Origin of the sequence: Pseudarthrobacter humi (assembly GCF_024294965.1) — a bacterium.
GTDB classification, from domain to species: Bacteria; Actinomycetota; Actinomycetes; order Actinomycetales; family Micrococcaceae; genus Arthrobacter; species Arthrobacter humi.
The window spans coordinates 112587-125337 of sequence record NZ_JANCLV010000013.1 but is presented as its reverse complement, the minus strand read 5'-3'; the positions used below and the strand labels follow the sequence as shown (position 1 = coordinate 125337).

At 62.2% G+C, this 12751-nt stretch carries 15 protein-coding genes; 7 read left to right on the top strand and 8 right to left on the bottom strand.

What is annotated here, in order from left to right:
- Positions 1 to 237 precede the first annotated feature (237 nt).
- Together NFC73_RS16735 and NFC73_RS16730 are read right to left on the bottom strand one after the other, a co-directional pair.
- Complete coding sequence (locus NFC73_RS16735; RefSeq protein ID WP_254751996.1) at positions 238 to 708, bottom strand: VOC family protein; 471 nt, start codon at positions 706 to 708, stop codon at positions 238 to 240.
- 23 nt (positions 709 to 731) lie between these two features.
- Positions 732 to 1127: a VOC family protein gene (locus tag NFC73_RS16730; RefSeq protein ID WP_254751994.1), complete on the bottom strand. Its 396-nt coding sequence runs from the start codon at positions 1125 to 1127 to the stop codon at positions 732 to 734.
- 113 nt (positions 1128 to 1240) lie between these two features.
- Here NFC73_RS16730 and NFC73_RS16725 point away from each other — a divergent pair, with 113 nt between their 5' ends.
- A complete protein-coding gene (locus NFC73_RS16725) occupies positions 1241 to 1636 on the top strand; it encodes a DUF3054 domain-containing protein (RefSeq protein ID WP_254751992.1) in 396 nt (131 codons plus the stop codon).
- Positions 1637 to 1756: 120 nt separating this feature from the next.
- Positions 1757 to 2038 (top strand): Lrp/AsnC family transcriptional regulator, encoded by a 282-nt coding sequence (locus NFC73_RS16720; protein ID WP_058932444.1) that lies wholly within the window; start codon positions 1757 to 1759, stop codon positions 2036 to 2038.
- Between the two features lie 66 nt (positions 2039 to 2104).
- On the opposite strand, the gene trpD is transcribed toward NFC73_RS16720, so the two are convergent.
- The gene (trpD, locus tag NFC73_RS16715) at positions 2105 to 3163 is read right to left on the bottom strand and encodes an anthranilate phosphoribosyltransferase (protein ID WP_254751991.1); all 1059 of its coding nucleotides are present in this window, start codon (positions 3161 to 3163) and stop codon (positions 2105 to 2107) included.
- A gap of 147 nt (positions 3164 to 3310) precedes the next feature.
- Here trpD and ctaE point away from each other — a divergent pair, with 147 nt between their 5' ends.
- The 4 genes from ctaE to qcrB all read left to right on the top strand — a co-directional run bounded on the left by ctaE (position 3311) and on the right by qcrB (position 7643).
- Positions 3311 to 3949, top strand: a complete 639-nt coding sequence (gene ctaE, locus NFC73_RS16710; protein WP_254751989.1) for an aa3-type cytochrome oxidase subunit III — start codon at positions 3311 to 3313, stop codon at positions 3947 to 3949.
- 87 nt (positions 3950 to 4036) lie between these two features.
- Positions 4037 to 4825: a cytochrome bc1 complex diheme cytochrome c subunit gene (qcrC, locus tag NFC73_RS16705; RefSeq protein ID WP_254751987.1), complete on the top strand. Its 789-nt coding sequence runs from the start codon at positions 4037 to 4039 to the stop codon at positions 4823 to 4825.
- A 99-nt stretch (positions 4826 to 4924) separates the two neighbouring features.
- Positions 4925 to 5995, top strand: a complete 1071-nt coding sequence (gene qcrA / locus NFC73_RS16700) for a cytochrome bc1 complex Rieske iron-sulfur subunit (RefSeq protein ID WP_254751985.1) — start codon at positions 4925 to 4927, stop codon at positions 5993 to 5995.
- Positions 5973 to 7643 (top strand): cytochrome bc1 complex cytochrome b subunit, encoded by a 1671-nt coding sequence (gene qcrB / locus NFC73_RS16695; protein WP_254751983.1) that lies wholly within the window; start codon positions 5973 to 5975, stop codon positions 7641 to 7643. Before qcrA ends, qcrB begins: the two co-directional genes overlap by 23 nt.
- A 99-nt stretch (positions 7644 to 7742) precedes the next feature.
- Here the strand turns inward: qcrB and NFC73_RS16690 are convergent, their stop codons facing one another.
- On the bottom strand, positions 7743 to 8534 hold the full coding sequence (locus tag NFC73_RS16690; protein WP_254751980.1) for a GntR family transcriptional regulator: 792 nt from the start codon (positions 8532 to 8534) through the stop codon (positions 7743 to 7745).
- 185 nt (positions 8535 to 8719) lie between these two features.
- Here NFC73_RS16690 and NFC73_RS16685 point away from each other — a divergent pair, with 185 nt between their 5' ends.
- Positions 8720 to 9013: an HPr family phosphocarrier protein gene (locus NFC73_RS16685; RefSeq protein WP_254751977.1), complete on the top strand. Its 294-nt coding sequence runs from the start codon at positions 8720 to 8722 to the stop codon at positions 9011 to 9013.
- A 141-nt stretch (positions 9014 to 9154) separates the two neighbouring features.
- Here the strand turns inward: NFC73_RS16685 and NFC73_RS16680 are convergent, their stop codons facing one another.
- The 4 genes from NFC73_RS16680 to NFC73_RS16665 form a co-directional block, all read right to left on the bottom strand.
- Positions 9155 to 9556, bottom strand: a complete 402-nt coding sequence (locus tag NFC73_RS16680; protein ID WP_056340077.1) for a cytochrome c oxidase subunit 4 — start codon at positions 9554 to 9556, stop codon at positions 9155 to 9157.
- The gene (ctaD, locus tag NFC73_RS16675; protein WP_254751975.1) at positions 9553 to 11280 is read right to left on the bottom strand and encodes an aa3-type cytochrome oxidase subunit I; all 1728 of its coding nucleotides are present in this window, start codon (positions 11278 to 11280) and stop codon (positions 9553 to 9555) included. Before ctaD ends, NFC73_RS16680 begins: the two co-directional genes overlap by 4 nt.
- A gap of 10 nt (positions 11281 to 11290) precedes the next feature.
- Complete coding sequence (gene ctaC / locus NFC73_RS16670; RefSeq protein ID WP_254751973.1) at positions 11291 to 12163, bottom strand: aa3-type cytochrome oxidase subunit II; 873 nt, start codon at positions 12161 to 12163, stop codon at positions 11291 to 11293.
- A 188-nt stretch (positions 12164 to 12351) separates the two neighbouring features.
- Positions 12352 to 12741: a HesB/IscA family protein gene (locus NFC73_RS16665; RefSeq protein ID WP_254751971.1), complete on the bottom strand. Its 390-nt coding sequence runs from the start codon at positions 12739 to 12741 to the stop codon at positions 12352 to 12354.
- Positions 12742 to 12751 lie beyond the last annotated feature (10 nt).

The following is a 12751-nucleotide window of genomic DNA, read 5'->3' as shown; positions in this document are numbered from 1 at the left end:
CATTGCGCGTCCCATGCCCCAACTGTAGTGAGACAAAAATCGGGAATGCCCCAACTTGGATGAGACACGCTGACAAATGCCTCAACTAACTTGAGAATGCCTCACCTCGCGTGAGACAGGACACTAAACGTCGGCTTAATGCAGACCACTCTCCGCTCTCCAATTACGCCGATAATCTACATTATGTAAAGTAGAATCCATCGCCACCGAATAACGCGGCCTTAACCACGGGGCTTCCTAACCGTCATAAGCCGCCTGAAGTGCGGCGATATCAAGCTTCTGCATCCCGAGCATGGCCTGCATTGCCCGCTGGGCACCCTCCGGATCCGGACCGCCAATCAGTGAGCCCAGGACCGACGGCACGATCTGCCAGGAGACGCCGAAACGGTCCTTTAACCATCCGCACTGGCTCTCCGCCCCACCGTCTGTCAGCGCCGACCAGTAGCGGTCCACGTCCGCCTGGTCAGTGCAGTCGACCACAAAGGAGGCGGCTTCCGTGAAGTTGGCCGGCGCTCCCCCGTTCAGTGCCATGAACTTTCGGCCTTCGATCTCAAACTCCACGGTGATGACCTGCCCGGCCTGACCGGGACCGCCCTCGCCGAACCGCGAGACGTCAAGAATCCTGGAGTCGCCGAAGACTGATACATAGAACTCGGCGGCCTCTTCGGCCTGGTTCTCGAACCACAGGCATGTGGAAATCTTTTGCATGGTTGCTCCTTTCCGGCTAGAGCCTAGACCGGGGCCGCATCCGGCACAACGGCCGGTGGATGCCGGCTGACCAGCCCCACCGTGTTCCCTTCCGAGTCGCGGATGAAGGCCATCCACTCATCGGTTCCTGCCGGACCCAGGGTGGCGTCGCCATGGTGGAAGATCACCTGCGGCAGCGCAACTACCTCCACTCCCCTGCCCTGCAGGACGCCGATGCTGGTCCGGACGTCCTCCACCTCGAGATAGAGGACCGACGACGGCGCGCCGCGCTCCAGCAAGAGCCGGACGCCGTCCAGATCAAAAAACAGCAGCCCCGGCGGGTCATAGACCGCCACTGGCTGCACCCCCAGCAGTTGGGCATAGAACTCCGCGGCCCGCTGGAGGTTATGTGCCTGCTGGGCCACCTGGATCAGGCGCACTGTGCCTCCCGCTTGATAAGCACCGATGTTGTTCCACCCATCTTCCGTAATCCCCCGTAGCTGGGCAAGCAGCAGGACCAGGCCGCCACCCTCGGCGGGTTAGGCTCGAAGCCATGACCCGGACCCAGCACCAATCCTCGACCGGCGGCAGGCGCGGCATCATCCGCGCGGCACTGTCCGACGCCGTCCTCATCCTCGTTTTCGCGGCCATCGGCAGGGATGCCCACCAGCGCGGCGACATCTTCACCGGAGTCTTCCTCACTGCGTGGCCGTTCCTGGCCGGGGCCGCTCTCGCCTGGTTGGCGTGGCGGGCCTGGCGGCGTCCGCTGTCCATAGCAGCCGGCGTCGTGGTCTGGCTTGGCGCCGTGGCCGGCGGCATGATCCTAAGGGCGCTGACGGGACACAGCGTGGTACTGGCCTTCGTGGTTGTTGCGCTCTTGAGCCTGGGGCTGTTCCTGGTGGGCTACCGGGCACTTCTTGCACTTGTGCGCAGGCTCCGAAAGTCGTGAAGGCGCCGCCAGCCACGCGCCCGGGCAACGATGGATGCCCGCCGCCCATGTAATAGGCTGGCATCACCACAGAGTCTTGCCGGGCACAGCTACGGCCAACAGATCCGGAAGGATTGAACAGTGATCACCGCATTCGTTCTGATCAAGACCGACGCCGCCCGCATCCCGGAAACCGCCGAGGAAATTTCCGCGATCCCCGGCATCAGCGAGGTCTACTCCGTAACAGGCGAATGGGACCTCATCGCAGTCGCCCGCGTCGCCCGGCACGAGGACCTGGCTGACGTCATTGCCGACAAGCTCTCAAAGGTACCCGCGGTGGTTCACACCACCACACACATCGCGTTCCGTGCCTACTCCCAGCACGATCTCGACGCGGCATTCTCGCTCGGCTTCGAACAGTAGGACCACTCCACGAAAAAACGCGGGCCCGGCTTCATAGCCGGGCCCGCGTCTTTCGGTGCCCCCGGCTCAAGGCTGCGTCAGGGAGACCCACTTATCGAGGACCGCAGCCGCGGAACCCGTGTCAATCGACTCCCCGGCCCGGACAAGCGCCGAACGCATCCGCTCCAGGAACGGGCCCTCGGACGATTCATCAAAGGCCACCAGTCCAGCGGCCGCGTTCAGCAGCACGGCATCCCGTGCTGCGCCGGTCTTGCCGGCCAGGACATCGCGGACGACGGCGGCGTTCGCCTGAGCGTCCCCGCCACGGAGTTCATCCACAGTCGCGGGACGGATGCCCAGCCCGGCCGGTTCGAAATTCAGTTCAGCGACCGCGCCGTCACGGATTTCCCAGACGGTGGACGGGCCCGTTGTAGTCAGTTCGTCCAGCCCGTCGTTGCCACGGAAGACCAGGCCGCGGCTGCCCCGTTTGGCCAGGACTCCTGCAACCAGCGGCGCCATCCGGGCATTCGCCACTCCCACGGCTGAGGCCTGGACCAGGGCCGGGTTGGTCAGGGGTCCCAGGAAATTAAAGGCTGTGGGGATGGCGAGCTCCCGGCGTGGCACGGCGGTGTGGCGGAAAGACGGGTGGAACACCTGCGCGAAGCAGAAAGTGATTCCAGCCTCCCCCGCGTTGCGTGCCACCTGGGCCACCGGGAGGTCGAGCCTGACCCCCAACGCTTCAAGCACGTCAGCCGAGCCGGAGGACGAAGACGCTGCACGGTTGCCGTGCTTGACGACCTTCGCTCCGGCGCCCGCAGCGACGAGGGCGGACATGGTGGAAATGTTGACGGTATTGAGCTGGTCCCCGCCGGTACCAACGATATCCAGCTTCTGACCGGGGATATCGATGGGTGTTGCATGGCGCAGCATCGCGTCCACCAGGCCCGAGATTTCGTCCACGGTTTCGCCCTTGGCGCTGAGGGCAACCAGGAATCCGGCAATCTGCGCGGGGGTGGCCTCCCCGGACATAATCCTGTCCATAGCCCACGCGGTATTGTCCGCAGTGAGGTCAGTACCGTTGATAAGAGCCGAGATGAGCCGCGGCCAGGTGTTGCTGTCCGCCGGGGCGGTTGCCTGAGAAGTCACCTCCTGATGCTATCGAGCCACCCCGGACCTGACCAATGTGAACGTCGCCGGGAACTTTTCACGGTGATTTCGCGTCTTTGTAGAAAAAGTCCCCCGAAAAGTCGGTTCGCGTTGGGAACTACGAACTTTTATAGACATAATGTCTATGTGACATCTGCGACCCATGCCCCCAGTACCCCGGCGCACCCCACGCTGAACCGCCCCAATATGGTTTCTGTCGGAACCGTAGTCTGGCTGTCCAGTGAGTTGATGTTCTTCGCCGGTCTCTTCGCCATGTACTTCACGCTGCGCTCCACGAGCGGACAGATGTGGGCGGAAGAGACAGCAAAGCTCAACTTCCCCTTTGCGCTCGTCAACACGATCGTCCTCGTGGCCAGTTCCTTCACTTGCCAGATGGGCGTCTTCGCCGCCGAACGGCTGCAGCCTCGCAAGACAGGCGGCCCGTTCAAGTTCTCCCGCTGGGGCATGAACGAATGGTTCACGCTGACCTTCATCATGGGTGCGTTCTTCGTCGCCGGCCAGGCAACTGAATACGCGATGCTTGTCTCCGAACACGTTTCGCTCTCATCCAACGCCTACGGCTCAGCGTTCTATATCACCACCGGCTTCCACGGCCTGCACGTCATCGGCGGCCTCATAGCCTTCCTCTTCATCATCGGACGCTCGTTCGCAGCAAAGAAGTTCGGCCACTTCGAAGCAACCTCCGCGATCGTCACGTCTTACTACTGGCACTTTGTGGACGTTGTCTGGATCGGCCTCTTCCTGGTCATCTACGTACTGAAGTAGTCAAGCTTTGATTCCTTTTCTACAAGAGGCAGAATTTCAAGAAGCGGCTCACGGAGCCGGCGCACGATCGAATAAAGGAACCACCACGTGAAGGCTCTCTCGCAAAAGCGGCGTCACCCACTTGCAGTAATCGCGCTGCTACTGATGGGACTCCTCATCACTGGCGGGCTCTACGCCGTTGCCACTACCGTCAACCAGGCAAAGGCATCCACCACCAGTTTCAGCGCCAATGACACCGCCGAGGGCGAAAAGCTCTTTGAGGCTAACTGCGCCACCTGCCACGGGATGGGCGCGAGCGGTAGCCAGGATGGCCCCTCGCTGGTTGGCGTCGGTGCCGCGTCCGTTGATTTCCAGGTCGGTACCGGCCGGATGCCCATGCAGATGAACGGTCCCCAGGCGTACAAAAAGCCGGCCCAGTTCAACGAGGCCCAGACCCACCAGCTTTCAGCCTACGTAGCTTCCCTGGGAGCCGGCCCGGCAATTCCTGAAGAACACCTGCTTGATGAGCAGGGTGACGCCGCTAAGGGTGGCGAGCTCTTCCGTGTGAACTGCGCGATGTGCCACAACGCAGCAGCAGCTGGCGGTGCACTCACCCGCGGCAAGTTCGCTCCCGCCCTTGCCGATGTCTCCGGCAAGCACATCTACGAAGCGATGGTCACCGGACCGCAGAACATGCCCGTCTTCAGTGATGCAAACGTCACCCCCGAGGGCAAGCGCGACATCGTCACGTTCCTGAAGCAGATCGAGGCCAACGGCTCCCCCGGTGGCGCTGACCTCGGCGCCCTGGGCCCGGTCGCTGAAGGACTCTTCGTCTGGGTTGCAGGCCTGGGTGTCATAATCGCCTTCACCATCTGGCTTACTTCCCGTACGTCTTAGGCGCAACGGGAAACCTAAGAACTTCTGCTGCCCAGTCAGCAGTTTGAAATTGAAAACTAACCCGGCAGACGCCGGGACGAGAGAAGGATGAGGCGAATTATGGGCAACCATAGTGACGGCAGTCCGAACCACTCGGGCACCGTAGCTACGGCTGGTCAGAATGAGGTGGAGAAGTTCCAGGATCCTGGAATTCCCCCGCACCGTTTGCGCCTGGCCGACACGGACCCGAAGGCCGCAAAGCGTGCAGAACGGCAGGTCGCCGTACTATTCGGCGCGTCAGTTGTCGGCACCCTGATCTTCCTGGTGGCGTACTTCGCCATCGACTTGGGCGAGGGCACAAGCATCGCCACCATCCGGCTGCAGAACGCCCTGCTGGGCTTGGGCACCGCGTTTGCGATGCTCGGCATCGGCACCGGCATTGTGCACTGGGCCAAAGCCCTGATGCCGGACCATGAAGTCTCCGAAGAACGCCATCCCATCCGCACCGAAGAAGACCGCCTGGCGGCAGTCCGGATCGTGGATGACATCGTGGAAGAGACCGGCATCAAGCGCCGCCCGCTCATCCGAAACACGCTGCTCGGTGCAATGGCCTTGGCCCCGCTCCCCGCAATTGCGGTTTTCGGAGACCTCGGCCCCCGCCCCGACCGCGCACTGTCCCACACGATGTGGGCACCGCAGGAGGGCAAGCTCAAGCGCCTCACCCGCGACCCCGACGGCACACCTATCAAGGCCTCTGACGTCACCATCGGCTCGGCCTTCCACGTGATTCCCGAGGGCCTGAACGAACTCCACGAAGGCAAGCTCAACGAAAAGGCCAAGGCAGTTGTCCTGCTCATGCGCCTGGATCCGGCCTCGCTGAACCCCTCTAAGGGCCGCGAAGACTGGAGCTACAACGGAATCGTTGCCTACTCCAAGATCTGCACCCACGTCGGTTGCCCCGTTGCTCTGTACGAGCAGCAGACGCACCACCTGCTGTGCCCGTGCCACCAGTCCACTTTTGACCTCACGAACGAGTGCAAAGTGATCTTTGGTCCGGCCAGCCGGCCCCTCCCCCAACTGCCGATCGCAGTGGACGCCGAGGGCTACCTGGTCGCAACCAGCGACTTCAATGAACCTGTAGGACCGAGTTACTGGGAGCGTGATGAGCATGAGCGCAGCATCAAGAGCTGAAGCCCCCTTCGTCGCCAAGACTAAAGCCGGACGCATCACCGATTTTGTTGACGCCCGAGTTGGCGGATCGGGAATACTGCGCGAGTTCGGACGCAAGGTATTCCCCGATCACTGGTCATTCATGTTCGGAGAAGTCGCCCTCTACTCCTTCGTCATCCTGCTGCTCTCGGGCACCTTCCTGACGTTCTTCTTTGATCCGTCCATGGCTGAGACCCACTACGACGGTTCATACTTGCCGTTGAAGAACGTCGAAATGTCCGTGGCGTACAGCTCTTCGCTGGACATCTCCTTCGACATCCGTGGCGGCCTGTTCATGCGCCAGGTACACCACTGGGCAGCACTGCTGTTTGTCGCCTCGATCGCCGTGCACATGCTCCGCGTTTTCTTCACGGGCGCGTTCCGCAAACCACGTGAAATGAACTGGGTTGTCGGCAGCGTCCTGCTGATCCTCGCCATGGCGGCCGGCTTCACCGGCTACTCACTCCCCGATGACCTGCTTTCCGGCAACGGCCTCCGGATCATCGACGGCGTTATCAAGTCCATCCCCGTGGTTGGTACCTACACTTCCTTCTTCCTCTTCGGCGGAGAGTTCCCGGGAACGGCTGTTATTGGCCGCCTGTACATGCTGCACATCCTGCTGGTGCCCGCCCTCATCCTGTTGATGATCGTCCTGCACCTGTTCATGGTGGTTGTGCACAAGCACACCCAGTACCCCGGCCCCGGCCGGAACGACGGCAACGTTGTCGGCTACCCGCTCGGCCCTGTATACGCAGCCAAGGCTGGCGGCTTCTTCTTCATCGTCTTCGGTGTCGTTGCCCTGATGGCGGCTTTCTTCACGATCAACCCGATCTGGAACTACGGCCCCTACGACCCGTCGCCGGTTTCTGCCGGCACCCAGCCTGACTGGTACATCGGGTTTGTTGATGGTGCACTGCGCCTGATGCCCGGCGTTATTGGCGACTTCCACTTTGAGTACGTCATATTTGGCTACACGCTGACCCTGAACGTCCTCCTGCCCGCCCTGGTGCCCGCAGGCATTCTGTTCACGGTGATGTTCATGTACCCGTGGATCGAAAGCTGGATCACCAAGGACACCCGCGAACACCACGTCCTGGACCGTCCGCGGAACGCCCCCACCCGCACCGCCATCGGTGTCGCCGGCTTCGTCTGGTACTGCGTGATGTGGGCAGCCGCTGGTTCGGACCTCATCGCGACACACTTCCATGTGTCCCTGAACGATGTGACGTACTGGCTCCGCGCCTTGTTCTTCATCGGCCCGGTCATCGCGTTCATCGTTGCCAAGCGGGTGGCCCTCGCCCTCCAGCGCAAGGACCGCGAAATCGCACTCCATGGCCGAGAGACCGGACGTATTGTCCGCCTTCCGCATGGCGAATTCATTGAAGTGCACGCACCGCTGGATGAGTACAAGCGCTATAAGCTCGTCGGATTCGAATCTCCCTCGCCGCTGCCGGCGGTCCCCAACGACCACGGCATTGTGACGCGCAAGGAAAAGCAGCGTGCTTTCCTGTCCAAGTGGTTCTTCGAGGACCGCGTTGCGCCGGCCACGCCTGCAGAGCTGGAGGCCGCACACGGCCACCACGCCCCTGCAGTAGAGGCCGGCGAGGAAACCAAGAGCCTCAGCCACTAACTCACAGCAGTTATGCTCCAACGGGAAAGGCCCGGTCCACTTGGACCGGGCCTTTCCCGTTGCTGCCTACCGCCGCTGTTGTCAGCCGGCGGCCCGCTACTAGTGGTTGCGGTAACCCAGCGACTGGTTCCGGGCAGGCCTCGCACCTGGCCGCTGGAGAGGTACCCATAGCTTGTAGCGGTCGGCCCGGTAGTACGAAACTGAGTAGTCCACCATCGCCCTGGCAACAAAGGCGTGCCTCTGAATCTTGAGCAAGGGGGCGCCGACGTCGACGTTGAGCAGGCGCGCCGTAGAAGGGGAAGCGGCCGTCGCCTCGATCATGTCCTCCCCCCACTCCATCACGAGGCCGAACTGCTCGCTCAGCACGTTGTAGAGCGACGTTGGGGGCTCGCCGTCCAAAAGACCCGGGACGCGCTGCGCCGGGATGAAGTTCTCGTCCACGCTCATCGGCTCACCGTCTGCCAGCAGCAGCCGACGGAAACGCACCAGTGGCGTCCCCTCGTCCACCTGCAGTTCGCGGGCCAGGAAGGCGCTGGCGCCGATCTGTTCAAAGCTCAGGACCTTGGCTGCCGGAACCATGCCGCGGCGTTGCATCTCTTCGCTGTACGAGGTGAGCTTTACCTGAAGGTCGAGTTTGGGCTTTCGTACGAACGTGCCGAGGCCGACAACCCGCTCGAGGACTTCCTCGCCGACCAGGGCGTCGATGGCCTGCCGGACAGTCATCCGGGCCAGGCCGAACCGCAGGGCAAGGTCCCGTTCCGACGGCAGCGCAGAACCTGGCGGGCAGGAATCGCTGATGTAGGCGCGGAGGATCTCCCTGAGCTGGATATAGATGGCAGTCCCGCTGCTGCGGTCGATCTCGCCGGCAACGCCGCGGGCATCAGCAGCCACGGAGGAATGTCCTTGCTTCAGTTTTCACTGTCCAAGCCTAAGGCAGGCAGCGTCGCTGGACTAGACCAGTTCCAGCAATGGACCGGCCCTACTCCCGCGTTTGGTCGCGCAGCCATCCAGCCGGATATATTGGACAGGAAATTCAGCGATGTCGGTTTGGGGGCCGTCAGGAAATGGGAGACCCCTTGCCAGTGCGTAAGGCCGTTGTGACAGCGTCAGTCGGCTTGCATGCCCGCCCTGCCGCGCTGTTCGTCAGGGCAGTGACCGAAACCGGACTTCCGGTAATCATCCGCAAGGCCGGCATCCAGGGTGTCGACGCCCGGTCCCTTCTGGAAGTCATGATTGCCGACTTCCCCTTCGGCTGCGAAGTGGAGCTTTCAGTCCCCGACGGCGCCCTCAGCGGCCCTGTCAGTCACCGCGACGCCGAGGCGGCCCTGCGGATGCTGGCCGGGCTCCTGGAGGCACAGGGCTCCAGCTAGCCCCCAACCAGGGGCCTATGTCCAGTGGCTTCCGCGCCACGTCGACGCGCCCATCGAACGGACAAGAACGACGTCGGGCCCCACCAGAAGGTGGGGCCCGACGTCGTAATTCATAAAATGCCTGTTGAAGCCAAGGCACTTCTAGTGGGCGTGGTCCCCACGGCTGTACTCGAAGACCCAGCCCACGAGGGCGACGACTGCGAGGCCGGCTGCGATGAACAGGATCCACCAACCCACTGCCAGGCCCAGGAATCCGCCCGCGCAGGCGAGGCCCAGTACCAGCGGCCACCAGCTCCAGGGGCTGAAGTGCCCCTGTTCGCCCGCGCCCTCGTGGATCTCGGCATCGTTGCGGTCCTCGGGACGCATTCCGACGCGCTTGCCGGTGAACCCAAGGTAGCCGCCGATCATCCCGGAAAGGCCACCCACCAGGAGGATCCCGAGGGTTCCGACCCACTCATGCCAGTTGGTCAGGAAACCGTAGACCAGGGAAACCGGTACGAAGAAGAAGACTCCGGCTCCAAATATCCATGATTCGATTTTCACTTGGCGGTGTCCTTCTGGTCGGCGTTACCGAGCACCGCTGCTGCGGGTGCAGGCGATTCAACGGTGTGTACCTGCGAGAGCTCCGGGTGGTGGAGGTCCAGGGCGGGACGCTCTGAACGGATCCGGGGCAGCGAGGTGAAGTTGTGGCGCGGCGGCGGGCAGGAGGTGGCCCACTCCAGCGAGGCACCGAAGCCCCACGGGTCATCCACTTCAACGCGCTCGGAGCTGCGCCAGGTGATGTAGACGTTCCAGAAGAAGGGAATCAGGGATGCGCCCAGCACAAACGAGGAGATGGTGGAGAACTGGTTCATCCAGGCGAAGTTGTCCTCCACCAGGTAGTCCGCGTAGCGGCGGGGCATACCTTCAACGCCCAGCCAGTGCTGGATCAGGAACGTGCCGTGGAAGCCCAGGAACAGCAGCCAGAAGTGGATCTTTCCGAGGCGCTCGTTCAGCATCTTGCCGGTCCACTTGGGCCACCAGAAGTAGAAGCCTGCGAACATCGCGAACACCACGGTGCCGAACACCACGTAGTGGAAGTGCGCCACCACGAAGTAGGAGTCAGAAACGTGGAAGTCCAGCGGCGGCGAAGCCAGGATGATCCCGGTCAAGCCACCGAAGAGGAACGTGATGAGGAAGCCGATGCTCCACAGCATGGGAGTCTCGAATGTAATGGACCCCCGCCACATGGTGCCGATCCAGTTGAAGAACTTCACGCCGGTCGGGACCGCGATCAGCATGGTCATAAAGGCGAAGAACGGCAGCAGCACCGAACCGGTCACGTACATGTGGTGCGCCCACACGGTAACGGACAGGGCCGCAATGGCGATGGTGGCGTACACCAGGCCCTTGTAGCCGAAGATCGGTTTGCGGCTGAAGACCGGGAAGATCTCGGACACAATGCCGAAGAACGGCAGCGCGATGATGTACACCTCGGGGTGCCCGAAGAACCAGAACAGGTGCTGCCAAAGTACTGCACCGCCGTTTTCCGGATCAAAGATGTGGGCACCGAAGCGGCGGTCGGCACCGAGCGCGAACAGAGCAGCGGCCAGCGGCGGGAAGGCCATCAGCACGAGGATAGACGTCACCAGGGCGTTCCAGGTGAAGATGGGCATCCGCCACATGGTCATGCCCGGCGCACGCATGCAGATGATGGTGGTGATGAAGTTGACCGCGCCCAGGATGGTGCCGAAGCCGGACAGCGCCAGGCCGAAGACCCACAGGTCACCACCGATGCCGGGGCTGAACGTCGTGTTGGACAGTGGCGCGTAAGCGAACCAGCCGAACGACGCCGCACCCTGCGGGGTGATGAAACCGGACACCGCGATGGTGGAGCCAAAGAGGAAGAACCAGAAGGCCAGGGCATTCAGCCGCGGGAACGCGACGTCGGGGGCACCGATCTGCAGGGGCATGATGACGTTGGTGAAGCCGGCGAACAGCGGTGTCGCGAACATCAGCAGCATGACGGTGCCGTGCATCGTGAAGAGCTGGTTGTACTGCTCTTTGGTCTGCAGGATCTGCATGCCGGGTTCGAACAGTTCAGCCCGGATGAGCAGGGCCATGACGCCACCGAGGCAGAAGAACACAAACGACGCGATCAGGTACATGTACCCGATGGTCTTGTGGTCGGTGGAGGTGATCCAGTTGACGACGATGCGTCCCTTGGACTTAGGAACTACGGGAGCCTCAAGGGTTCCGGCAGGTGCGGTCTGGGTATAAGTAGCCACGTCGCTCCCCTTACTTAATTTCGTTCAGGTTCGGGTTGCGGTCATACTCTTCGCCGAGGAGTCCCGTGTTGCCATCTGCCTTGAGCTTGTCCATGTGAGCCTGGAATTCGGTCTCAGAGACAACCTTGACGCGGAACAGCATTTCGGAGTGGTACTCGCCGCAGAGCTCGGCGCACTTGCCGTCGTAGGTTCCCTCTTTGGTGGGCGTGAACCTGATGTAGTTGGTCTTGCCGGGGATCATGTCGCGCTTCTGCAGGAAGGCGGGAACCCAGAAAGAGTGGATGACATCGCGGGAGTTCAGTTCGAGATCAACGGACTTACCAACCGGCAGGTAGAGCGTCGGCAGGGCTTCCTTATTGATGGTGTTGCCCGTCAGGTGTGCCTGGACTCCAGCTTCATGGACATCCTCGGTTACGACCTCGCCGGACTTGTAGTTGAAGTCCCAGGCCCACTGCTTGCCGCGGACGTCAACAACGACGTCGGCCGGCTTGGAGCGGTCATCGATCGCCTGCTGGTCGCGGTCGGTGAAGTAGAAGAACACCAGGACCATGAACAGCGGGATGGTCAGGTAGAAGACCTCCAGCGGGAGATTAAAGCTGGTCTGCCGCGGGAAACCCGTGGTGCCCTTGCGGCGGCGGTAGGCGACAAGGCACCAAACGATCAAACCCCACGTGATGATGCCCACAACCAGGGCTGCAATCCATGAGTTGACCCAGAGGTCCATGATCCGGTCAGTGTGATTGGTGGTGCCACGCTCGGTGGGCAGCCACCCCTTCTCTACCTCTGGCGAACATCCAGTCAAAACCAACGCGCCGGCAACTGCCAAGCCTGAGATCGTAGTGATCGTTTTGCGTCGGCTGCCGGTTCGGTTCTGCGAACTCACAGACGGCCCTTCCTACTTGTTGCTGTTGCCCGGCCACCCAAGGGGCCGTCCGGGCACACTAAAAGTTTTACTACTCGGTGTAGAGCTTACCGCTCTGCCGGGCGTTTCGCCCACATGTCGGCGCCGTGCCTCCGTGCCGTTTTTGGCGGACGGAAAGCACGGCGCCGGCATCGGGCGAAAGAACCGGGTCAGTGGAACGAATCACCGCAGGCGCAGGAGCCACCGGCGTTGGGGTTGTCGATGGTGAAACCCTGCTTGGAGATGGTGTCCTCGAAGTCGATGCTGGCCCCGCTGAGGTAAGGCACGCTCATCTTGTCCACCACAACTTCGACGCCGTCATAGTCGCGGACGGCATCTCCATCGAGGAGGCGCTCGTCGAAGTACAGCTGGTAGATGAGGCCGGAGCAGCCGCCGGGCTGGACGGCAACGCGGAGGCGGAGATCGGTCCGGCCTTCCTGCTCCAGGAGGCTGCGCACCTTGCCTGCTGCGACGTCGGTCAGTTTGACCTCGTGTGTGGCCAGTTCTTCGCTGGCAGCGCTGGTGGTCTCGGTGATGTTCTCGTTGGTTGCGGTGCTCATTTGGCCTACC

Coding starts and splice junctions, on each gene's coding strand:
- qcrA (WP_254751985.1), top strand. CDS start 4,925: ATGGGCAACCATAGTGACGGCAGTCCGAACCACTCGGGCACCGTAGCT.
- qcrB (WP_254751983.1), top strand. CDS start 5,973: ATGAGCGCAGCATCAAGAGCTGAAGCCCCCTTCGTCGCCAAGACTAAA.
- NFC73_RS16665 (WP_254751971.1), bottom strand. CDS start 12,741: ATGAGCACCGCAACCAACGAGAACATCACCGAGACCACCAGCGCTGCC.
- NFC73_RS16735 (WP_254751996.1), bottom strand. CDS start 708: ATGCAAAAGATTTCCACATGCCTGTGGTTCGAGAACCAGGCCGAAGAG.
- NFC73_RS16725 (WP_254751992.1), top strand. CDS start 1,241: ATGACCCGGACCCAGCACCAATCCTCGACCGGCGGCAGGCGCGGCATC.